The sequence below is a fragment of the Pseudomonas sp. B21-036 genome, assembly GCF_024748925.1.
Classification (GTDB): Bacteria; Pseudomonadota; Gammaproteobacteria; order Pseudomonadales; family Pseudomonadaceae; genus Aquipseudomonas; species Aquipseudomonas palmensis.
In genome coordinates this window covers 1,502,850-1,522,921 of sequence record NZ_CP087178.1, presented here as the reverse complement: position 1 = coordinate 1,522,921, position 20,072 = coordinate 1,502,850, and the positions used below count along the sequence as shown (strand labels likewise).

Here is a 20,072-nt window from a genome sequence, read left to right as displayed (position 1 = left end):
ATCAGGCCATCGCTGCCGGATAATCGGACATGATAAACCGATCCGGCCCCGGTAAAAACAACCGGGGCCGGACATTCAGTGTTGGCAATTGTGCAACAACGCAGTGCGCCGAACATTGAGGCGGATCAGCCTCGGTGGAGCCTGGCGGTGGTTACTGCTGGTTTTCCTGCTCGGTGAACAGGTCGCTGAAGAGCATGCTCGACAGGTAGCGCTCGCCCGAATCGGGCAGGATCACCACGATGGTCTTGCCCTGCATTTCCGGCTTTTCGGCCAGGCGTACCGCCACGGCCATCGCCGCGCCACAGGAGATACCGCACAGGATGCCTTCCTCCTGCATCAGGCGCAGGGCCATGGCCTTGGACTCCTCGTCGCTGGCCAGCTCGACCTGGTCGACCATCGACAGGTCCAGGTTGTTGGGTACGAAACCTGCGCCGATGCCCTGGATCTTGTGCGGGTTGGGCTTGATTTCCTGGCCGGCCAGGGCCTGGGTGATCACCGGAGACACCAGCGGCTCGACCGCCACCGACAGAATCGGCTTGCCCTGGGTGTTCTTGATGTAGCGCGACACACCGGTGATGGTGCCGCCGGTGCCCACGCCGGCAACCAGCACATCGACCCCGCCGTCGGTGTCGTTCCAGATTTCCGGACCGGTGGTCTTCTCGTGAATGGCCGGGTTGGCCGGGTTGTCGAACTGCGCCGGCATGAAGTAGGTGGCCGGGTCGCTGGCTACGATTTCGGCGGCCTTCTCGATCGCGCCCTTCATGCCCTTGGCAGGCTCGGTCAGCACCAGCTCGGCGCCCAGCGCCTTGAGTACCTTGCGCCGCTCGATGCTCATCGAGGCCGGCATGGTCAGCATCAGCTTATAGCCGCGCGCAGCGGCCACGAAGGCCAGGCCGATACCGGTGTTGCCCGAGGTCGGCTCGACGATGGTCATGCCCGGCTTGAGCCGGCCGCTGCTTTCGGCGTCCCAGATCATGTTCGCGCCGATCCGGCACTTGACCGAATAGCCGGGGTTGCGCCCCTCGATCTTGGCCAGGATGGTCACGCCCCGCGGGGCGATGCGGTTGATCTGCACCAGCGGCGTGTTGCCGATGGAGTGCGCGTTGTCAGCGAAGATACGGCTCATGGCTTGGGTCCTTTTGGCACCGTGCGAAAACTTCAAGGGTATGCCTGCCCCTGCGGTGCGTCCACCCCGAACGAACCGATGCGCCCATGCGGCGGTCAACCGATCATCCTCAATCACGGAACCCACGCCGATGAAACGCCGCTACCGCTGGCCCCTGTGGGGGCTGCTGGGCATTGCACTGTTGCTGCTGGCCCTGCACCTGACCCTGCCGATCCTGGTACGCAACTACTTGAACGAAAAGCTCGCCGACATGGGCGACTACCGCGGCCAGGTCACCGATGTCGACCTGGCCTTGTGGCGGGGTGCCTACAAGATCAACGGCCTGACCATCGTCAAGACCACGGGCAAGGTGCCGGTGCCGTTTCTGGAGGCGCCGCTGATCGACCTGTCGGTGAGCTGGCATTCACTGTGGTACGACCATGCCGTGGTGGCCGAAGTGACCTTCCTGCGCCCGAAACTGAACTTCGTCGATGGCGGCAACACCCAGGCGTCGCAGACCGGTAAGGGCACCGACTGGCGCGCGCAGCTGAGCAAGCTGCTGCCGATCACCCTCAACGAGCTGCGCATAGACGACGGCACCCTGACCTTTCGCAACTTCAATTCCAAACCGCCGGTCAGCCTTGAAGCGACCCAGCTCAACGCCAGCGTCTACAACCTGACCAACGTGGTGGACGTCGAAGGCAAGCGCGACGCCCGCTTCGAGGGCAAGGCCCGGCTACTGGGCGACGCGCGGGTGGAAAGCACGGCCACCTTCGACCCGCTGAGCAACTTCGAGGACTTCCAGTTCCGCCTGCGCGCCACCGGCATCCAGCTGCGCCAGATGAACGACTTTGCCAGCGCCTACGGCAAGTTCGACTTCAATGCCGGGCACGGCGACGTGGTGATCGAGGCCGAGGCGAACAAGGGCCAGCTCAAGGGCTACATCAAGCCGTTGTTGCGCGATGTCGAAGTGTTCAACTGGCAGCAGGACGTGGACAACAAGGACAAGGGGTTTCTGCGCTCGATCTGGGAAGCCCTGGTGGGCGGTACCGAAACGGTGCTCAAGAACCAGCGCAAGAACCAGTTCGCCACGCGCGTGGAGCTCAGCGGCAGCGTACATCACAGCGATATCAGCGCGTTCGAGGCGTTTTTGCAGATTCTGCGCAACGGCTTCGTGCAGGCATTCAATGCGCGGTATGAACAGGGGCCGCCGAAAGCTGACTGATCCATCGCGGTACTGGCCCTTTCGCTGGCAAGCCAGCGACGAGGCCAGGCCTGCCACCCCGGTTCCATGACCAATCATCCACAGACTGAATACCCCGTCCGCGTTCACAGCCACGCAAGCCCCGCGTTATAGTCGTCGCATGATAGTCACCGCATGACCATTTTTTGAGGATCGGTACATGAAGTTCGAAGGCACCAGCGCATACGTCGCCACAGATGACCTGAAACTGGCCGTCAACGCGGCGATCACCCTGGAGCGCCCGCTGCTGGTCAAGGGCGAACCCGGCACCGGCAAGACCATGCTCGCCGAGCAACTGGCCGAAGCCTTCGGTGCCAAGCTGATCACCTGGCACATCAAGTCCACCACCAAGGCCCACCAGGGCCTCTACGAGTACGATGCGGTCAGCCGCCTGCGCGACTCGCAGCTGGGCGTGGACAAGGTGCACGACGTGCGCAACTACCTGAAAAAGGGCAAGTTGTGGGAGGCCTTCGAAGCCGAGGAGCGGGTCATCCTGCTGATCGACGAAATCGACAAGGCCGACATCGAGTTCCCCAACGACCTGCTGCAGGAACTCGACAAGATGGAGTTCTACGTCTACGAGATCGACGAGACCATCAAGGCCAAACAGCGCCCGATCATCATCATTACCTCCAACAACGAGAAGGAACTGCCCGACGCCTTCCTGCGCCGCTGCTTCTTCCACTACATCGCCTTCCCCGATCGCGCCACGCTGCAGCAGATCGTCGACGTGCACTACCCCAACATCAAGCAGGACCTGGTCAGCGAGGCGCTGGACGTGTTCTTCGACGTGCGCAAGGTGCCGGGCCTGAAGAAAAAACCCTCCACCTCCGAGCTGGTCGACTGGCTCAAGCTGCTGATGGCCGACAACATCGGCGAAGCGGTATTGCGCGAGCGCGACCCGACCAAGGCCATCCCGCCGCTGGCCGGTGCGCTGGTCAAGAACGAGCAGGACGTGCAGTTGCTGGAGCGCCTGGCGTTCATGAGCCGGCGCGGCAACCGCTGAGCCAACGGGGTCATTGCCATGCTGCTGAACCTGTTCAATGAAATGCGCGCGGCCAAGGTGCCGGTGTCGGTACGCGAGTTGCTCGACCTGCTCAATGCCTTGAAGCAGCGGGTGATCTTCGCCGACATGGACGAGTTCTACTATTTGGCGCGCGCCATCCTGGTCAAGGACGAGCGCCACTTCGACAAGTTCGACCGGGCCTTCTCGGCCTACTTCAAGGGCCTTGAAAACCTCGACCACCACCTGGAGGCGCTGATCCCCGAAGACTGGCTGCGCAAGGAATTCGAGCGTTCCCTGACGGATGAAGAGCGTGCGCAGATCCAGTCCCTGGGCGGTCTGGACAAGCTGATCGAAGCGTTCAAGAAACGCCTGGAAGAACAGAAGGAACGCCATGCCGGCGGCAACAAATGGATCGGCACCGGCGGTACCAGCCCGTTCGGCTCGGGCGGCTTCAACCCCGAGGGCATTCGCGTGGGCGATGCCGGCAAGCGCCAGGGCAAGGCGGTCAAGGTATGGGACCAGCGCGAGTACAAGAACCTTGACGACGGGGTGGAACTGGGCACGCGCAACATCAAGCTGGCCTTGCGCCGGCTGCGCAAGTTCGCCCGTCAGGGCGCGGCCGAAGAGCTGGATATCGACGGCACCATCGACCACACCGCGCGCGATGCCGGGCTGCTCAACATCCAGATGCGGCCGGAGCGGCGCAACAGCGTGAAGTTGCTGCTGCTGTTCGACATCGGCGGTTCGATGGACGCCCACGTGAAGATCTGCGAAGAGCTGTTTTCGGCCTGCAAGACCGAGTTCAAGCACCTGGAGTACTACTACTTCCACAACTTCGTGTACGAGTCGGTGTGGAAGAACAACCTGCGCCGCACCTCCGAGCGCACCTCGACCATGGATTTGCTGCACAAGTACGGCGCCGACTACAAGGTGGTGTTCGTTGGCGATGCGGCCATGGCGCCCTACGAGATCACCCAGCCCGGTGGCAGCGTGGAGCACTGGAACGAGGAAGCCGGGTATGTGTGGATGCGCCGCTTCATGGAGAAGTACAAGAAGCTGATCTGGATAAACCCCTACCCCAAGGACACCTGGGGCTATACCGCTTCGACCAACATCGTGCGCGAGCTGGTCGAGGACCGGATGTTCCCGCTGACCTTGCGCGGGCTGGAGGAAGGGATGCGGTTTCTGTCCAAGTAGCGGTGAACCCTTCGCCGGCCTTGCCGGCGAAGAGGCCCTGTCAGTCGGCAAACCTCTGCAGATAAACCTGCTGCTCTCGCCATGCCATCTCCTGCACCACGGCCCGCAACCGCACCACACGCCCCGGCAGCAACTGCGCCAGGCCGGCCAGCGCCAGCGGGGTCAGCGCCCCCAGTCGCGGATAGCCGCCAATCGTCTGCCGATCATTGAGCAACACGATCGGCTGCCCATCCGGCGGTACCTGCACCGCGCCCAGCGGTATCCCCTCCGAGATCATCGGCTGCCCCTGATACTGCAACGCCGGGCCCAGCAGGCGCATGCCCATGCGGTCGGCGCGGGTGTCCAGGGTCCAGTCGCGGTTGAAGGCATCGAACAGGCTCTGCCCGGCAAACTCGCCGATCTGCGCCCCCATCACCAGGTCCAGCACGGTGCAGGTACCAGGCACGGGTCGAAGCCCTTCGGGCACCTCACGCACACCCGGCGCGTTGCCGGCGTAGCCCAGGCACTCGCCTCGGGCCAATGCCCCGCCCAGTCCCGTCAGCCCGCCCAGCTCCTCGCGCACCACCGTAGCGCAACTGCCCAGCACCTGCGGCGCAGCGAATCCCCCTGGCGCCGCCAGGTAGGCCCGCACACCCTGCAGCGGCTGGGTGAACTGCAGGCGCTGCCCCTTGGCCATCACGAAACTGCGCCACGGCGCCAGCGGCTGGTCGTCGAGCCGTGCGCCCAGATCAGCACCGGCCAGTGCCAGGCAGCACGCCTGCTCGGCCACCAGCGTCAGCCCGCCCAGGGTGATTTCCACCACCGCCGCCTGCGGTGCATTGCCCAGCAGCCAGTTGGCCCAGCGCATCGATACCCAGTCCAGACCACCGCCCTGGGTCACGCCCAGGTGGCGCACGCCAAAGCGCCCGGCATCCTGCAACAGGCACAGCGGCGTGCTGGCCTCGATCAGCAAGCGGCTCACGGCGACACCTGCAGGGGCGTGTCGTCGCCGCCGAGTGCAAGGAATTCGGCACGCTCCACCGCCACGAAGCGCACCCGGTCGCCCGGCTGCAGCAGGCTGTAGCCCTCACGCTGGCGATCGAACAGGCGGCTGGGGGTACGCCCGATCAGGTTCCAGCCCCCGGGCGACACCGCCGGGTAGGCCGCCGTCTGGCGCTCGGCGATGCCCACACTGCCGGCTGCCACGCGCTTGCGCGGGGTGGCCAGGCGCGGCGCGGCCAGCGCCTCCTCGACCAGCCCCATGAACGCGAAACCCGGGGCGAAGCCCAGGGCGAACACCTGGTACTCGCGCGCGCTGTGGCGGCGGATCACCCCCGCCACGGAATCGCCGCTGCGCTGCGTCAGCAAGGCCAGCTCGGGCCCGACGCTGGGGTCGTACCACACCGGAATGTCGTGGCGCTGCCCTGCCCCGCCCTCGTCGGGGCGAAGACCTTCGAGCGCCTGCGCGATACGCTCGCGGGCCTGGGTGGGCGACAGGTCGAAATGCACCATCACGGTGGTGTACGACGGCACCAGATCGATCAGCTGCGCCGCAAAGGCTGCACGCAGACGCTGGGTGGCAGCGAGCATCCAGGGCATGTTGGACTCATCGATCGCATCGAACAGGCGCACCATCAGGCAATCGACAGCAACCACCTCGACGCGCCACTTCATGGCGCCGCCTGCGCATCGAGAGCCTGACGAATCTGCCGCACCGCAGCCACCGAGCTGGCATTGTCGCCATGCACACACAGCGTATGGGCCTGCAGGCGCAGTGCGCTGCCATCACTGGCAACCAGCGGCTCGCCCCGTGCCAGGCGCAGGGCCTGCTCGACGATCAGGGCCGGGTCGTGGTGCACGGCACCGGGCAGGCGCCGCGACAGCAGGCGTCCGGCGGGGTTGTAGGCACGGTCGGCAAAGGCCTCGAACCACAACGTGACGCCATATTCGTCACCCAGTGCCTGGGCCGCGCGATTGTCGGCCGTGGCCATCAGCATCAGCGGCAGGCTGCGGTCGTAGGCGGCCACCGCCTCGATCACCGCACGCAGCTTGCCCGGCTCGGCCATCATGTCGTTGTACAGCGCCCCGTGGGGTTTGACGTAGGCCACCTGGGTCTTCTGGGTACGGCAGATACCGTCCAGCGCGCCGATCTGGTAATGCAGCAGGTCGCGAATCTCTTCATTGCTGCAGGCCATCGAGCGGCGTCCGAAACCGGCCAGGTCCTGGTACGCCGGGTGCGCCCCCACCAGCACGCCCCCGGCCACGGCCAGCGCCACGGTGGTGCGCATGATGCCCGGGTCGCCAGCATGAAAACCGCAGGCGATGTTGGCGCAATCGATAAAGGGCATCACTTCGGCATCCAGCCCCATGCTCCAGCTGCCGAAACTTTCACCCATGTCGCAATTGAGTAGCAGGCGGCTCACGCGCGTTGCTCCTGTGTCGGGTGGGGGGGGCGGCCCGGAGGCCGTCTAGCGCCAGCTCGGCTCCACCGGCTTGCGCCGACCGCCGAGGATCGCCCAGCCGATCAGCATCAGCAGGCTCTCGATCACCAGTGCCAGCAGCATGGCGCTGGCCAGGCCCCAGGCCATCGCCTCGGGCGCCAGCAGGATCTGGTAGCTGTAGCCCTTGAGGGTTTCCTCGCGCAAGGCCGGGTCGGCCGCCACCAGTACGTGCCAGGTGCGTACCAGCCACGGGCGCTGCAGGGTCTGCCACTCTTCTTCGAGCAGGCGATTGCGCGCCACCAGGCTGTCGATGCTGTCGGCATCGCTGTTGAACACCGGGTCGTCGCTGGCACGGTAGTGACGTACCAGCGCCTGCAGGTCGCCATTGAAAAAGCGCTGCGCGGTCTGGTTGAAGCCCTTGAGGCCCTCGCGCGATTCGAGCAGGTGCGCCTCGACCCGCTGGGTGTAATCGTTGATCAGCCCGGGGATCTGCACACCGACCAGCAGGCCGAAGGTAAACAACAGCAAACGCAGGTAACTTCTGAACATGAAGGCTGATCCTTAGCTGGCCTGACCCTGGGCAATGCATTCACCGCGCCGCCACAGGCCCCACTGGCCAGGCTCGTAGCGGTGCCAGATCTCGTCCTCGGTCAAGGCCTCGGTGGCAATGACGGTGACCACGTCGTTGGGCGTGGTCTCGGCCTGGAAGTCGACGATCATGTCCACGTCCTTGAGCCGCGCCGGGCCGAACGGTGCGCGCCGGGTGATGTGTACCAGCTTGGTCGAACAGAAGCAGAACAGCCAGTCGCCATCGCTGAGCAGGCAGTTGAACACGCCCTTGCCACGGAACTCGGCGCAGGCCTGCACCAGCACCGGGATCAGCTCCTCGACCTCGACCGGCTCGGGGAATGCCTCGCGGATGCGGTTGAGCAGGTCGCAGAAGGCGGCCTCGCTGTCGGTATCGCCCACCGGGCGGTAGAAGGTGCGTTGCCCCTGGAAGTCGCCCAGCTGGCCGTTGTGTGCGAAGCACCAGTTGCGCCCCCACAGTTCGCGCACGAACGGGTGGGTGTTGGACAGGCATACCTTGCCCACGTTGGCCTGGCGAATGTGGCCGATGACCACCTCGCTCTTGATCGGATAACGCTGCACCAGGTTGGCGACTTCCGACTCGCAGCTGGCCGCCGGGTCCTGGAACAGGCGCAGGCCACGGCCTTCATAGAAGCCGATGCCCCAGCCGTCACGGTGCGGCCCGGTACGTCCGCCACGCTGCATCAGCCCGGTGAAGCTGAACACGATATCGGTAGGGACATTGGCGCTCATGCCCAGTAATTCACACATGCAGGGGTCGCTCCAGGGCGGATCTTACAAACGCGGTTCGAGGCGCTCGCGGCTGCCGCCGGCGGGTGCTTCAGGGGGTTCGCTGCGGTAGCGGTCACGGCTGTCGGCGGCGAACGGCTGGTCGTCCAGCGGCTCGTCGGCATCGCGCCTGGCGGCGGCTTCGGCAGCGGCGCGGCGGGCCTTGGCACGGCGCTCCAGCGGCCAGCGCAGCAGCACGAACACGGCATACAGGATGAACGCGATCATGCCGTACATGGCCAGGTCGGACGCGGCGCGCAGCACGTTGTTGCCGACCTTGAAGGCCAGGTCCAGGGCAGTGATGGCAATGGCCGGGGCAAACTTCTCCTTCACCGGGTCGATGATGGTCGGGGTCAGCAGCAGCACTGCCATGATCACCCGCAGCGGCTCGCGCAACCAGCGCCACATCCACGCGGTCAGGCGAAAGCCCACCAGCAGGCAACCCAGGGCGGCCAGGGCATAGAGTCCCCAGGCGAGCAGATAATCGTTCTCGGTCATGGCGTCCGTGGCAAGCTAGGCAAATAGATGCTTATGATAACGACTTTTCAGCGCGCAGGCGCGCCCCAGCAAAGAGAACCCCGCATGTCCGCAGCTGCCAACGCCCCCCAAGCCCCGATCGCCCGCCAGGATGCCGGCACCGATCCCTATGCCTGGTTGCAGGCCCGGGACACCCCCGAGGTGCTGGCCTACCTGAACGCGGAAAACGCCTATCAGGAGGCGCAACTGGCCGACCAGGCCGGGTTGCGCGAGCAGCTGTTCGAAGAGATCCGTGGCCGCATTCTCGAAACCGACCTGTCGCTGGCCTCGCCCTGGGGCCCCTACCTTTACTACACCCGCACCACCGCCGGCGACGAGTACCCGCGTCATTACCGCTGCCCACGCCCGGCCGACGATTCGCCGACGGTCGATGAAAGCCGCGAAGAGCTGCTGCTGGACCCCAACCTGCTGGCCGCCGGTGGCTTCCTCAGCCTGGGCGCCTTCAACATCAGCCCCGACCACCAGCGCCTGGCCTACAGCCTGGATACCAGCGGCGACGAGGTCTACACCCTGTACGTCAAGGACCTGGCCAGCGGCGCGGTCGAACAGCTGCCGTTCGAAGACTGCGACGGCAGCATGACCTGGGCCAACGACAGCCAGACGCTGTTCTTCGCCGAACTGGACGACACCCACCGCCCGCACCGGCTGATGCGTCATCGCCTGGGCACCCAGGGGGCGGTGCAGGTGTTCGAGGAGGCCGACGGTCGCTTCTTCCTGCACTGCTACCGCGCCAGCTCCGAGCGCCAGCTGATCCTGCTGCTCAACAGCAAGACCACCAGCGAGGCCTGGGTACTGGATGCGCACACCCCGGAACAGGCGTTCACCTGCCTGGCACCACGGGTCGAAGGCCATGAGTACTACCCTGACCATGGCCAGTTGAACGGCCACTGGCACTGGTTCATCCGCAGCAACCAGCAAGGCATCAATTTCGCCCTGTTCCACGGCCCGGCCGACACCCTGCCAACCCACGAGCAGTGGCAGGTACTGGTGCCGCACCGCGACACCGTGATGCTCGAGGGGCTGACCCTGAACGCCAGCGCCCTGACCCTGAGCCTGCGCGAGGGCGGCCTGCCGATCATCGAGGTGCGCCCCCACGGCCTGCCCACCTACCGCGTCGAGCTGCCGGATGCAGCCTACAGCCTGTACGTGCAGGACAGCCTGGAGTTCGACAGCCCACGCATCCGCCTGCGCTACGAGGCGCTGAACCGCCCTGCGCAGGTACGCCAGCTGACGCTTGCCGATGGTCAGCAGCAGGTGCTCAAGCAGACCCCGGTGCTCGGCCCGTTCGACCCCGACGCCTACGTCAGCCAGCGCCTGTGGGCCACCGCCGGCGACGGCACGCAGGTACCGATCAGCCTGGTTCAGCGCCGTGAGGACCTCGGCAAGCCGGTGCCGCTGTACCTGTACGGCTACGGTGCCTACGGCGAAAGCCTGGACCCGTGGTTTTCCCATGCGCGCCTGAGCCTGCTGGAGCGCGGCGTGGCCTTCGCCATTGCCCACGTGCGCGGCGGCGGCGAACTGGGCGAGGCCTGGTACCGGGCCGGCAAGCAGGAGCACAAGCCCAACACCTTCAGCGACTTCATCGCCTGCGCCGAACACCTGATCGCCACCGGCGTGACCGATGCCGAGCACCTGGCGATCAGTGGCGGCAGTGCCGGCGGGCTGCTGATCGGCGCGGTGCTCAACCAGCGTCCCGAGCTGTTCAAGGCGGCGATTGCCGAGGTGCCGTTCGTCGACGTGCTCAACACCATGCTCGACCCCGATCTGCCGCTGACCGTCACCGAGTATGACGAGTGGGGCAACCCGCAGGAGCCCGAGGTGCACGCGCGCATCAAGGCGTATGCGCCCTACGAGAACGTGAAGGCCCAGGCCTACCCTGCCCTGCTGGTGGTGGCCGGTTACAACGACAGCCGCGTGCAGTACTGGGAGGCGGCCAAGTGGGTGGCCAAGCTGCGCGTGCACAAGACCGATGACAACCTGCTGCTGCTCAAGACCGAGATGGGCGCCGGGCATGGCGGCATGAGCGGGCGCTACCAGGGGCTCAAGGACGTGGCACTGGAGTACGCGTTCGTATTTAAAGTGCTGGGCCTGGTGTAATTCAGGATTTCTGTTGTCTGAATCAGCAATTCGCCGGCAAGGCCGGCTCCTGCAAGCTATGCACTGGCCATTGCAGGAGCCGGCCTTGACGGCGAAAACCAGACACCACAAACCTCCAAGAAAAAGACCAACCGCGATGCCCGACCCGACTTCCCTGAACAACGAAATTCGCGACATGCTCATGGACTGCGGCCTGTTCGACCAACTGCTGCCGCCTGACTTTCAGACCGCTGCCGGCTACTTCAGCATCAGCACCATCGCCCAGGGCGAGGAAATCTTCCACGAAGGCGATGCCGGCACCTTCATGTGCATCATCCACGCGGGCCAGGTATCGGTACGCAAGACCGACCCCGACGAGCATCAGGTGGAGATCGCCACCCTGCGCAAGGGCCGCGCCTTTGGCGAGATGGCCGTGCTGGACGGCGAACGCCGATCGGCCAGCTGCGTGGCCGCCAGCGACTGTCAACTGCTCAACCTGGGCAAGGACTCACTGGAAAAAATGCTCAACGAAACGCCCAAGGTGGCCGCCAAGATCATCCGCGCCCTGGCCGTGGCACTGTCGCGTCGCCTGCGCATGCTCGACGGCCAGCGTCTCTCGCAGCAGGTCTAGCCCTCGCGCGGTTTGTCCTTGCCGGCATCCGGCGCAAGCCCTGGCAGCGGCTGGTCCTTCGGCGGGCTGGGCAAGGGAATCGGCGGCAACAGCGGCGCACCCGACGAGCCCTGCCCTGCACGGGGGATGGTCGACGGGGCCACCTGCGGGTAAGGGGTGGGCGTGGGCGTACCCGGTGCACCCGGTACCGGTGCGAGGGTGCGTGGCTGCAGGTCCGCAGCCTGGGCCTGGCCGAGCCAGGCAATCAACAGCAGGGCAATGCTCGCATGGCGCATGGGGCGGGCTCCTGGAGAGTGCTGCCTACAGGCTACGCGCAAGCGCTGCGGTTTGCCTGTCCGAAATGCCCGTCATGGCGCTAAACTTCACGGCATAACCGTAACAAGCCCGAGAAAGGTACAACCATGAGTTCGGCAACCTCTTCCGCCGCCGCCACCGCGCGGCTGGACCGCATCCTCGCCGATGCCAAGCGCGACAAGGAAATGGGCTACCGCGACAAGGCCCTGCGCATGTACCTCCACGTGTGCGGCCGCTGCGCCCGCGAATTCGCCGGCAAGCGCCTGAGCGAACTGACCGTGCACCACCGCGACCACAACCACGACAACAACCCCCAGGACGGTTCGAACTGGGAACTGCTGTGCCTGTACTGCCACGACAACGAGCACTCGCGCTACACCGACCAGCAGTACTTCAGCGAAGGCTCCACCGCCAGCCCAAGCATCGCCAAGGCCACCCATAACCCGTTCGCCGGGCTGGCCGGGCTGCTCAAGAAAGACTGACCCTGCGCCCCACCCGTGCCGGCAAGCCCGTATAATCGCGTCTTTTTTCTCAAGGGCCCCGGCACGTGGCGAACAAACGGTACAGCTGCATTGGTCTGTTCAACCCCAAATCAGCGGAGAACGTCGGTTCGGTGATGCGTGCGGCGGGTTGCTATGGCGTGAACTCGGTGTTCTACACCGGCAAGCGCTACGAGCGCGCCCGCGACTTCGTCACCGACACCAAGCGGGTGCACTATGACATCCCGCTGATCGGCATCGACGACCTGCAGAAGATCATCCCGCTGGGCTGCACACCGGTTGCCGTCGAACTGGTCGAGGGCGCCCGCCCGCTGCCCGAATACACCCACCCCGACCGCGCGATCTACATCTTCGGCCCTGAAGACGGCTCGCTGGATGCCGACGTGCGCGCCTGGTGCGAAGAGACCATCTACATCCCGACCAATGGCTGCATGAACCTCGCTGCCACCGTCAACGTGGTGCTCTACGACCGCATGGCCAAGGGCCTGAACACCCGCTCCGGGCCCAAATTCAAGTAATCCGCGGGAACGTCCTGGCGGCCCTGGCGGTCTGCTGACTATCCATGCCCCCACAGGAGTACGACCATGTCCCAGAACAAGACCCTGACCCTGGCCACACCGTTTCAGAGCAAGACCGAACACAACGTGCAAGGCTGGGAGCGCGCTGGCTCCCTGGCCACAGGTGTAGTGATGGTCGGCAAGGGGCTGCGTCGCGGCGGTTTCTTCGGCCTGATCCAGATCGCCATCGGCGGCGTGGCGCTGGCCCGGGGCATCACCGGACACAGTTCGGCCAAGAGCCTGATCGAGCGCGGGCGCCGCGACCTGGATCAGATCCGCAGCAAGATCGAACGCACCGGTGAAGAGCTCAGCGTGCTGAAGGCCAATGCGCAAGCGGCCACCCACAGCGCCACGGTCACCGGCAACGACTCGCTCAAAAGCCCCAAGGCCTAACGCAACAGCTTGGTGTCCAGCACCTCGGAGCCACGCCCCAGCACGTTTTCACTGAGCTGGATGAACTCCGCGGTGCTGACGCTGTTGAGGCGCATCAGGCCCTGGGTCACGTCGTCCAGCGAACGCTGGTTATGCGTGTGCAGGCGGATCTCGCGGTCCAGCGCCTGCAGCAGCAACACCGCACGGGCCACCCCCGCATCGGTGATCTGCTCGCCGCGCAGCGTGGTGACCTTTTCACCTTGCCTGGCCAGCCGGGCCTGCACCGCCTGGTAGCGGTCCTCGGTGATGCCGCCGGCACGGCGCAGCAGTTCGATGCCGTAGTATTCGGCCAGCCCCTCGCCAATCCAGTCACTGCGCTCCTGGTCGTTGACCTGGGCGAACACCCGCACCAGTTCGCGCAACAACGGGCTGCTGCCGTTCTCGTTGACCAATGGGCGATTGCTGTTGAGGTAGATCGAGTGGTAGCCGGCCCGGGTGCCGCGCCATAACTGGTCGCGGGCGCCCACCAGCAGCAGCTTGGGCGGGTTGCGCGGGAACACGCTCTGCAGCTGTGGCCACACGAAGGTCAGCAGGGTCAGGGTGTCCATGCGCCGCAGGCCCTGGCCCTGGGGCCCGGCGACGGTGACCTCGGTCTCGCCCAGACGGGTGCGCCGGCTGCCCAGGTTGCCGGCGAGCATCCAGCCGGTAGGCCGGTCGAACAACCGCGAAGGGTTGTCGATGCGGAAACGCTGCTTGCCAATCCGCGGCCAGGGCGTTTCGACACTCTTCCAGTCGCCCGGCAACTCGAACATCAGGCGCGCGACCAGCTCGGTGCCGTCCTGCTGGTCGAGGCGTGCGGCAGGCACCAGGTCATCGCCCCGGAACAAGGCCCATTGCGCAGTGATGCGGCTGTCGTAGCCGGCGTTCTTCAGGGCATGGTTAAGCTGTACCCGGTAGCTCAGGCTGGACACTCCCGCCCCCGGCTGCCACAGGCCACGGCGTGCTCCGGCCTGCAACTGCCAGGCGCCATCGGCCTTGAAATCGCTGTAGACGGCTTCCTTGCCCAGGTCGAAATCCAGGCTGCGCACCGCTGCGCCGTCGGCCAGGGTCAGGCGCACCTCGGCCTGCCCGCTCTGGGGCAACAGGCGCACGTGGTAATCCAGGTCGACCTTCTTCGCCCAGGCGCCATGGCTCGCCAGCAACAGCGCAGCCCCCAGCAAACAGCGACGTATCTCCATTCACATCCCCTTGCGCCGCAGCCTCAGCCGGCGCGGAAAATCAGATAGTCTTCCCAATCGTCTTCGGCCACGCTGTCTTCACTGAGCATGCGTCCAGACCACGAAATGCGTTGCTTGTGCACCTGCTCGCGATCGCCACTGACCAGGTGATGCCAGCTGGGCAGGTCCTTGCCCTCGCTGACCAGCCGATAGCCACAGGTGGGCGGCAGCCACTTGAACTGGTCGGCCTTGCCCGGGGTGAGCTGGATGCAGTCGGGTACCGAGGCAAAGCGGTTGGGGTAATCGCTGCACTGGCAGGTCTTGAGGTCGAGCAGCTTGCAGGCAATGCTGGTGTAGTAGACGCTGTTGTCGTCTTCGTCCTCGAGCTTTTGCAGGCAGCACAGGCCGCACCCATCGCACAGCGACTCCCACTCCTGGCGATCGAGCTGATCGAGGGGCTTGCTGATCCAGAAGGGTTGGGTGGCAGGCATGGTGCGTTTTGTCCTGTTTCAATTCAAGTGCGCGCGCGTGGCGGCGCCAGTCTAGGGCGTGTGGCCGGGCTTTGCCAGACCGCTTGTCAGGGCTGGCGCCACGCAGTAGTTTGACAGGCTGTGTGTTTTCCCACCCCGTCAGGAACCCCTCCATGAGTGCCAACCCTCGCGTTGCCGACTATGCCATTGCCGAGCAGTTCATCCAGCGCTGGTCGCCCCGGGCGTTTACCGCCGAACCGATTGCCGAAGACACCCTGCTGAGCTTCTTCGAAGCGGCGCGCTGGGCCCCCTCGGCCTACAACTCGCAGCCATGGCGCTTTCTGTTCGCGCGCCGTGACACGCCGAACTGGGAGCGCTTCCTGGGCCTGCTCAACGAATTCAACCGCAGCTGGGCCCAGCACGCCTCGGCGCTGGTGCTGGTGATTTCCAAGACCACCTTTACCGCCCCAGGCGCCAGCGAAGAAACCCCGGCGCTGTGGCACACCTTCGACACCGGCTCGGCCTGGGGCCACCTGGCGTTGCAGGCCAGCATCAGTGGCTGGCATACCCACGGCATGGCCGGGTTCGACCAAGTGCTGGCGCGCAAGGAGCTGAAGATTCCGGACGGCTATGAACTGCATGCGATGGTCGCCATCGGCAAGCTGGGCGACAAGGCCAGCCTGGCCGAGTACCTGCAGGCCCGTGAAGTGCCAAGCCCGCGCAAGCCGTTGAGCGAGCTGGCGGCCGAGGGTGATTTCAGACTGTAGGGCTGAAGTTCGCGGCGCCCCGTTCGCCGGCAAGGCCGGCGCCTAAAGGATCTCCTGTAGGCGCCGGCCTTGCCAACGAAGGCTGCGACGCGGTTTCAGTCAGTAGCCCCGCTCGAAATCCACCTCGCCACGCAACGCCTGCCCCGCCTCGTATGCCCGCAGATTCTCCACGAACAAACGCACCATCGCCGTCGGCGAGGTCGGCGCCGAGCTGTGCCCGGTCAGCAGCAGGCCCCAGGCGGTCCAGAACGGATGACGCTGCGGCAGCGGCTCCTGGCGGCAGACATCGATCACCGCGCCCGCCAGGTGCCCCAGCTTCAGCGCCTCGACCAGGTCGGCATCGACCACCGACACCCCGCGCCCGGCATTGATGAACAGCGCCTGGGGGTTGAACCTGGCGAACAGCGCGGCGTTGTACAGGTCGTGGGTGGCAGGCGTATCGGGCAGCAGGTTGACCACATAATCCACCTCGCCCACCAACCGTCCCAGCTCATCCAGGCCGGCCACCTCGACAAACGGCGCCTGTACGCGGGCCTGGCTGGCCACGCCATACAAGGTGACACCGAAGGGCAGCAGGAACTCGGCAACCTGCTGGCCGATGTCACCGGTGCCCACGATCAGCACGCGCCGCCCTTCCAGGCTGCGCCCCAGGCGCCCGTCCCACTTGCGTTCCACCTGGCTGAGCACGCGCGCGAGCACCTCGCGCTCATGGCCGAGCATGTAGGTGAGCACGTACTCGGCCATCACCTGGCCAAAGATGCCCACCGCCCGCGTCAGGCGATAGCCACGCGGCAAGCCGTCGACCAACAGCGGGGTGATGCCGGCCCAGGTCGACTGCACCCAGGCAGGGCCGTGGCCCTGACGCAGCAGGGTGGCCAGCAGATCGGGCTGGCCGAGCCACACCGGGCACTCTGCTGCCAGCTTCGACAGTTCGGCAGAGTCGCCGCTGGTCACTACCTCGAGGTCCGGTGCCATCTCGCGCAGCAGGCGAGCGTAAAGGGCATGATCCTGTTCAACGATCAGAACGCGCATGTTTTGGATAACCTTGGCATAAACCACGGCGCTGGCCCGCTCACTGCGCGGGCCGCGCCATGCAAGACAGAAAAAAGCTCAGACCGGGTCGTTGCGCCGCAACAGCTCTTCGGGAAGATGCTCGATGTACTCGTCTTCAAGTGGCGGCATCTGCAGGTGGTAGCCCTGCTTCTCCAGATTGGCCAGCACCTGGGTGATGTCTTCGCGGGCCAGTTGGCGTTGGGGGGTCAACACCAGGTCGAAGGCATGCACCGGCTTGCCAAAGGCCGGCAGCAGCCCCTCGGGCACGCGCTCCAGGCCATCGGCCTTGAGCACGTAGAGGTACATTTCATTCTTGCGCGGGCTCTTGTAGATCGAGCAGATACGTTTCATGGCTGGTCTCCGGTGCCGGCCAGGCAATCGAGCAGCGCCTGGCCCATCCGCTCGCGGCGCCAGCCGCGCAACGAATCAGGCAGTTGATAGGGCCCGTTGGGGTAGCCGCTCTTGAGCAGCGCCTCGAGGGTTTTCTTGCGCAGCATCAGTTCGGGCGCGATGCCCAGGCGCTCGCCTTCGGCCTGACCGATGGCACGCAGCTGCTTGAGCAGCGCCGAAGCCTCGATCGGCAAGGGCTCGGGCAGGGCCGGCGGCCACTCGCTGGGCGGCACGCTGGCGGCCTTCTTGATCAGCTCGAGCAGGAACTCGCCATCCTGGCGAATGGTGCGCGGGTGCATGTCTTCGATCTTGGCCAGGGCCGACAGATTGTCGGGCTGGGTACGGGCCAGAGGCCACAGCGATTGCTCGCGCAGCACCCGGTTGCGCGGCAGGTTGCGCGCACGCGCCTCGCGTTCGCGCCAGGCGCACAGCTCGCGCAGTACCGCCAGTTGCGCACGCGACAGCTTCCAGGCCAGCTTGGCATCACGGTACAGCTCGTAGGGGTCGGTTTCGCGGCGCAGTTGGGCCACCAGCTCGGCGCCGTCTTCCAGCACCCAGGCATTCTTGTCTTCGGACAGCTGCGGGCGCAGGCGCTCGTAGACTTCGGCCAGGTGCACGGCATCTTCGGCGGCGTAGCTGACCTGGGTTTCCGACAGCGGGCGCTGCAGCCAGTCCGAACGGGTCTCGCCCTTGGGCAGCTCGATGCCGAGTACTTCCTGCACCAGTCGCGAGTAGCCCATGGAGAACCCGAGATTCAGGTAGCCGGCGGCCAGTTGGGTGTCGAACAGCGGCGCCGGCAGGCTGCCGGTCAGGCGCATCAGCACTTCGAGATCTTCGCTGCAGGCATGCAGCACCTTGGTCACGGCGCTGTCTTCGAGCAGCTCGGCCAGCGGCTGCCAGTCGCCGATCAGCAACGGATCGATCAGAAAGGCACGCTGCCCGTCGCCGACCTGGATCAAACCGGCGATGGGGTAAAACGTGTCAACCCGCATGAATTCGGTATCAAGCGCTACATAAGGCAACTGCCGCCACTGTCGGCAGTGCTCGGCCAGGCTGCGGTCGTCGCAAATCCAGTGAATATCGATGGCCACAAGGCTCTCCCACGAACAATGGCGCGCAGTATATACGGCGCAGGCCACCGCCGGGAAACCGCTCGACCGCCGTTCCCTCGCCAGCCTGCGCACGCGGTCAGTGTGTAGCGACCACCGGACGGCAACTGGCGAACATGTCCAGTTGCGGGTCGTACACCGAGGTGTGCACCCGCAGCAGGCCGAGCATCGAATGGAACAGGTTGTCCTGGCTCAGCGGCTGGTTGCGCGAGCGCTGCAGGCAGTCGGTATCGACGGCGTAGTCCTTGCGATAGCCATCGGAAAACCACGCCAGCATCGGTATGTGCTTCTGCTGCTCGGGAGCGAGCATGTAGGGCGTGCCGTGCAGGAACAGGTTGTACTCACCCAGCGACTCGCCATGGTCGGACAGGTACAGCATGGCGGTGTCGACCTTGTCCTGACGACTGCGCAGGACGTCGATCAGCGTGGCCAGCACGTGGTCGGTGTACACCAGGGTGTTGTCGTAGCCATTGATGATGCTCTGGCGGTCGCACTTGTCCAGGGCATTGCTGCGGCACACCGGGGTGAAACGCTCGTAGGCCTTGGGGTAGCGCTTGAAGTACTCCGGCCCGTGGCTGCCCATCTGGTGCAGTACCAGCACGGTGTCCTGCTGCAGGTTGTCGAGCATCGCCTCCAGCCCCTTCAACAGGATTTCGTCGTGGCATTCGCTGTCGACGCACAGGGCCGGGTCCTTGAGGTTGCTGACATCCTCGAACGCCACGCGATCGCAGGTGCCCTTGCAGCCGGACTGGTTGTCGCGCCAGTGCACCGCGATGCCGGCACGCTGCAGCACGTCGAGCAGGCCCTCCTGGTTCCTGGCCTTGCTGGCGTCATACTGCTTGCGGGTGAAGGTGGAGAACATGCAGGGTACCGACACCGCCGTTTCGGTGCCGCACGAATGCACGTCGCTGAAGGCCACCAGCCCCGCCTCCTTGCTCAGCTGAGGCGTGGTATCGCGGTCGTAACCGAGCAGGCCGAAGTTCTGTGCGCGGGCGCTCTCGCCCACCACCAGCACGGTCAACGACTTGCGGGCCTGGGGCGTTACCGCCAGCGGGCGCACGGCATCTTCGCCAATGCGGCGCAACGGTACATGCGCGCTGCCTAGCTGCTCGCTGACATAGGCTACTGCGGCGCCGACATAGTTGCTGGGCACGACCATCAGGTGCAGTTCATGGTGATTGCGAAACAACGAGGAAAGCCCCTGGTAATTGAGCAATGCCACCGCGCCCAGTACTGTTGCGCTGGCCGTACCGACCACCAACTTGCTCAACAACTCGCGGGGGAAGGTGCGATAAAGAATCGGGGTTTTATATAAAAGAATACTCGGCACTACGCCCAGTAACAGGATATAGCCGGCCAACGTGAACGAGAGCAGATCACGCACTTCGGTGGCATTGGTTTCCATGGTATTGCGCAACATGCCCACATCGATCAGCACGCCGTAGCGATTCATGAAGTAGGCCACCCCCGCGCTGACAAGGAACAACCCCGCCAGCACCGGCTTGAACACGGGCCGGAAGGCCACCAGGGTCAGCACCAGGTTGAACGCGCAGAACACCAGCACGGCAAACGCCAGGCGCAGCACCAGGCCCGGGGCATCCCCCGGCACGATACTGAAAACATGCTGCCACAGCACCGCGTTGAAACCGATCAACAGGTACAGGCTGGCAATCAACGTTACCCATTCGGCACGCAGGGGTTTTAACTTGAACATGGCGCTTCGCTTCTTGAAAGTCCGGGACGATGTCATTGCAACATCAATTAAAAACAAG

23 protein-coding genes are annotated in these 20,072 nt (G+C 65.1%); 9 read left to right on the top strand and 14 right to left on the bottom strand.

The window, feature by feature from the left end:
* Positions 1-151 precede the first annotated feature (151 nt).
* A complete protein-coding gene (cysK, locus tag LOY33_RS06890) occupies positions 152-1,126 on the bottom strand; it encodes a cysteine synthase A (protein ID WP_043864186.1) in 975 nt (324 codons plus the stop codon).
* A gap of 130 nt (positions 1,127-1,256) precedes the next feature.
* Between cysK and LOY33_RS06885 the strand changes: the two genes are divergently transcribed.
* The 3 genes from LOY33_RS06885 to LOY33_RS06875 all read left to right on the top strand — a co-directional run bounded on the left by LOY33_RS06885 (position 1,257) and on the right by LOY33_RS06875 (position 4,551).
* Positions 1,257-2,330 carry a DUF748 domain-containing protein gene (locus LOY33_RS06885; protein WP_258662354.1) on the top strand — a complete coding sequence of 358 codons (1,074 nt, stop codon included), beginning with the start codon at positions 1,257-1,259 and terminating at the stop codon, positions 2,328-2,330.
* Between the two features lie 178 nt (positions 2,331-2,508).
* Complete coding sequence (locus LOY33_RS06880; RefSeq protein WP_043864188.1) at positions 2,509-3,354, top strand: MoxR family ATPase; 846 nt, start codon at positions 2,509-2,511, stop codon at positions 3,352-3,354.
* Between the two features lie 18 nt (positions 3,355-3,372).
* Positions 3,373-4,551 carry a VWA domain-containing protein gene (locus LOY33_RS06875; protein WP_043864189.1) on the top strand — a complete coding sequence of 393 codons (1,179 nt, stop codon included), beginning with the start codon at positions 3,373-3,375 and terminating at the stop codon, positions 4,549-4,551.
* Between the two features lie 40 nt (positions 4,552-4,591).
* On the opposite strand, the gene LOY33_RS06870 is transcribed toward LOY33_RS06875, so the two are convergent.
* The 6 genes from LOY33_RS06870 to LOY33_RS06845 are packed head-to-tail and all read right to left on the bottom strand — an operon-like array spanning position 4,592 to position 8,825.
* Complete coding sequence (locus tag LOY33_RS06870; protein WP_258662353.1) at positions 4,592-5,512, bottom strand: biotin-dependent carboxyltransferase family protein; 921 nt, start codon at positions 5,510-5,512, stop codon at positions 4,592-4,594.
* Entirely contained in the window at positions 5,509-6,204 is a 696-nt protein-coding gene (gene pxpB / locus LOY33_RS06865; protein WP_258662352.1) for a 5-oxoprolinase subunit PxpB, read from the bottom strand. Before pxpB ends, LOY33_RS06870 begins: the two co-directional genes overlap by 4 nt.
* Positions 6,201-6,953: a 5-oxoprolinase subunit PxpA gene (locus tag LOY33_RS06860; RefSeq protein ID WP_258662351.1), complete on the bottom strand. Its 753-nt coding sequence runs from the start codon at positions 6,951-6,953 to the stop codon at positions 6,201-6,203. Before LOY33_RS06860 ends, pxpB begins: the two co-directional genes overlap by 4 nt.
* 45 nt (positions 6,954-6,998) lie before the next feature.
* Entirely contained in the window at positions 6,999-7,520 is a 522-nt protein-coding gene (locus LOY33_RS06855) for a DUF2937 family protein (protein ID WP_054914961.1), read from the bottom strand.
* A gap of 12 nt (positions 7,521-7,532) precedes the next feature.
* Entirely contained in the window at positions 7,533-8,309 is a 777-nt protein-coding gene (locus LOY33_RS06850) for a class II glutamine amidotransferase (protein WP_043864194.1), read from the bottom strand.
* A 24-nt stretch (positions 8,310-8,333) separates the two neighbouring features.
* Positions 8,334-8,825, bottom strand: a complete 492-nt coding sequence (locus LOY33_RS06845; protein ID WP_100634621.1) for an MFS transporter — start codon at positions 8,823-8,825, stop codon at positions 8,334-8,336.
* Positions 8,826-8,909: 84 nt separating this feature from the next.
* Between LOY33_RS06845 and LOY33_RS06840 the strand changes: the two genes are divergently transcribed.
* Positions 8,910-10,961 (top strand): S9 family peptidase, encoded by a 2,052-nt coding sequence (locus tag LOY33_RS06840; RefSeq protein WP_236176943.1) that lies wholly within the window; start codon positions 8,910-8,912, stop codon positions 10,959-10,961.
* A gap of 136 nt (positions 10,962-11,097) precedes the next feature.
* Positions 11,098-11,571 (top strand): cyclic nucleotide-binding domain-containing protein, encoded by a 474-nt coding sequence (locus LOY33_RS06835; protein ID WP_043864197.1) that lies wholly within the window; start codon positions 11,098-11,100, stop codon positions 11,569-11,571.
* Here the strand turns inward: LOY33_RS06835 and LOY33_RS06830 are convergent.
* Positions 11,568-11,846, bottom strand: a complete 279-nt coding sequence (locus LOY33_RS06830) for a hypothetical protein (RefSeq protein ID WP_043864198.1) — start codon at positions 11,844-11,846, stop codon at positions 11,568-11,570. The genes LOY33_RS06835 and LOY33_RS06830 overlap by 4 nt on opposite strands.
* Before the next feature lie 126 nt (positions 11,847-11,972).
* On the opposite strand from LOY33_RS06830, the gene LOY33_RS06825 reads away from it, so the two are divergent.
* The 3 genes from LOY33_RS06825 to LOY33_RS06815 all read left to right on the top strand — a co-directional run bounded on the left by LOY33_RS06825 (position 11,973) and on the right by LOY33_RS06815 (position 13,315).
* A complete protein-coding gene (locus tag LOY33_RS06825) occupies positions 11,973-12,347 on the top strand; it encodes a YajD family HNH nuclease (RefSeq protein WP_258662350.1) in 375 nt (124 codons plus the stop codon).
* A 65-nt stretch (positions 12,348-12,412) separates the two neighbouring features.
* Positions 12,413-12,883, top strand: a complete 471-nt coding sequence (locus LOY33_RS06820) for an RNA methyltransferase (RefSeq protein ID WP_043864200.1) — start codon at positions 12,413-12,415, stop codon at positions 12,881-12,883.
* Between the two features lie 66 nt (positions 12,884-12,949).
* Entirely contained in the window at positions 12,950-13,315 is a 366-nt protein-coding gene (locus LOY33_RS06815; RefSeq protein ID WP_043864201.1) for a DUF2892 domain-containing protein, read from the top strand.
* On the opposite strand, the gene LOY33_RS06810 is transcribed toward LOY33_RS06815, so the two are convergent.
* Positions 13,312-14,532 (bottom strand): hypothetical protein, encoded by a 1,221-nt coding sequence (locus LOY33_RS06810; protein ID WP_258662349.1) that lies wholly within the window; start codon positions 14,530-14,532, stop codon positions 13,312-13,314. The genes LOY33_RS06815 and LOY33_RS06810 overlap by 4 nt on opposite strands.
* A gap of 23 nt (positions 14,533-14,555) precedes the next feature.
* A complete protein-coding gene (locus tag LOY33_RS06805) occupies positions 14,556-15,002 on the bottom strand; it encodes a YcgN family cysteine cluster protein (protein WP_043864203.1) in 447 nt (148 codons plus the stop codon).
* Between the two features lie 152 nt (positions 15,003-15,154).
* Between LOY33_RS06805 and LOY33_RS06800 the strand changes: the two genes are divergently transcribed.
* Positions 15,155-15,748: a nitroreductase family protein gene (locus LOY33_RS06800; RefSeq protein ID WP_258662348.1), complete on the top strand. Its 594-nt coding sequence runs from the start codon at positions 15,155-15,157 to the stop codon at positions 15,746-15,748.
* A gap of 99 nt (positions 15,749-15,847) precedes the next feature.
* Here LOY33_RS06800 and LOY33_RS06795 read toward each other — a convergent pair whose 3' ends face one another.
* The 4 genes from LOY33_RS06795 to LOY33_RS06780 form a co-directional block, all read right to left on the bottom strand.
* Positions 15,848-16,780 (bottom strand): D-2-hydroxyacid dehydrogenase, encoded by a 933-nt coding sequence (locus tag LOY33_RS06795; RefSeq protein WP_043864205.1) that lies wholly within the window; start codon positions 16,778-16,780, stop codon positions 15,848-15,850.
* A 78-nt stretch (positions 16,781-16,858) separates the two neighbouring features.
* Entirely contained in the window at positions 16,859-17,152 is a 294-nt protein-coding gene (locus tag LOY33_RS06790; RefSeq protein WP_258662347.1) for a YcgL domain-containing protein, read from the bottom strand.
* A complete protein-coding gene (gene rnd, locus LOY33_RS06785) occupies positions 17,149-18,282 on the bottom strand; it encodes a ribonuclease D (RefSeq protein ID WP_043864207.1) in 1,134 nt (377 codons plus the stop codon). The genes LOY33_RS06790 and rnd overlap by 4 nt, the downstream gene beginning before the upstream one ends.
* Before the next feature lie 97 nt (positions 18,283-18,379).
* Positions 18,380-20,014: a phosphoethanolamine transferase gene (locus tag LOY33_RS06780; RefSeq protein ID WP_258662346.1), complete on the bottom strand. Its 1,635-nt coding sequence runs from the start codon at positions 20,012-20,014 to the stop codon at positions 18,380-18,382.
* Between the last annotated feature and the right edge of the window lie 58 nt (positions 20,015-20,072).

Coding starts and splice junctions, on each gene's coding strand:
- LOY33_RS06790 (WP_258662347.1), bottom strand. CDS start 17,152: ATGAAACGTATCTGCTCGATCTACAAGAGCCCGCGCAAGAATGAAATG.
- LOY33_RS06880 (WP_043864188.1), top strand. CDS start 2,509: ATGAAGTTCGAAGGCACCAGCGCATACGTCGCCACAGATGACCTGAAA.
- pxpB (WP_258662352.1), bottom strand. CDS start 6,204: ATGAAGTGGCGCGTCGAGGTGGTTGCTGTCGATTGCCTGATGGTGCGC.
- LOY33_RS06840 (WP_236176943.1), top strand. CDS start 8,910: ATGTCCGCAGCTGCCAACGCCCCCCAAGCCCCGATCGCCCGCCAGGAT.
- LOY33_RS06825 (WP_258662350.1), top strand. CDS start 11,973: ATGAGTTCGGCAACCTCTTCCGCCGCCGCCACCGCGCGGCTGGACCGC.
- LOY33_RS06835 (WP_043864197.1), top strand. CDS start 11,098: ATGCCCGACCCGACTTCCCTGAACAACGAAATTCGCGACATGCTCATG.
- LOY33_RS06795 (WP_043864205.1), bottom strand. CDS start 16,780: ATGCGCGTTCTGATCGTTGAACAGGATCATGCCCTTTACGCTCGCCTG.
- LOY33_RS06810 (WP_258662349.1), bottom strand. CDS start 14,532: ATGGAGATACGTCGCTGTTTGCTGGGGGCTGCGCTGTTGCTGGCGAGC.
- LOY33_RS06780 (WP_258662346.1), bottom strand. CDS start 20,014: ATGTTCAAGTTAAAACCCCTGCGTGCCGAATGGGTAACGTTGATTGCC.
- LOY33_RS06850 (WP_043864194.1), bottom strand. CDS start 8,309: ATGTGTGAATTACTGGGCATGAGCGCCAATGTCCCTACCGATATCGTG.
- LOY33_RS06830 (WP_043864198.1), bottom strand. CDS start 11,846: ATGCGCCATGCGAGCATTGCCCTGCTGTTGATTGCCTGGCTCGGCCAG.
- LOY33_RS06805 (WP_043864203.1), bottom strand. CDS start 15,002: ATGCCTGCCACCCAACCCTTCTGGATCAGCAAGCCCCTCGATCAGCTC.
- LOY33_RS06815 (WP_043864201.1), top strand. CDS start 12,950: ATGTCCCAGAACAAGACCCTGACCCTGGCCACACCGTTTCAGAGCAAG.
- LOY33_RS06800 (WP_258662348.1), top strand. CDS start 15,155: ATGAGTGCCAACCCTCGCGTTGCCGACTATGCCATTGCCGAGCAGTTC.
- cysK (WP_043864186.1), bottom strand. CDS start 1,126: ATGAGCCGTATCTTCGCTGACAACGCGCACTCCATCGGCAACACGCCG.
- LOY33_RS06885 (WP_258662354.1), top strand. CDS start 1,257: ATGAAACGCCGCTACCGCTGGCCCCTGTGGGGGCTGCTGGGCATTGCA.
- LOY33_RS06875 (WP_043864189.1), top strand. CDS start 3,373: ATGCTGCTGAACCTGTTCAATGAAATGCGCGCGGCCAAGGTGCCGGTG.
- LOY33_RS06845 (WP_100634621.1), bottom strand. CDS start 8,825: ATGACCGAGAACGATTATCTGCTCGCCTGGGGACTCTATGCCCTGGCC.
- LOY33_RS06855 (WP_054914961.1), bottom strand. CDS start 7,520: ATGTTCAGAAGTTACCTGCGTTTGCTGTTGTTTACCTTCGGCCTGCTG.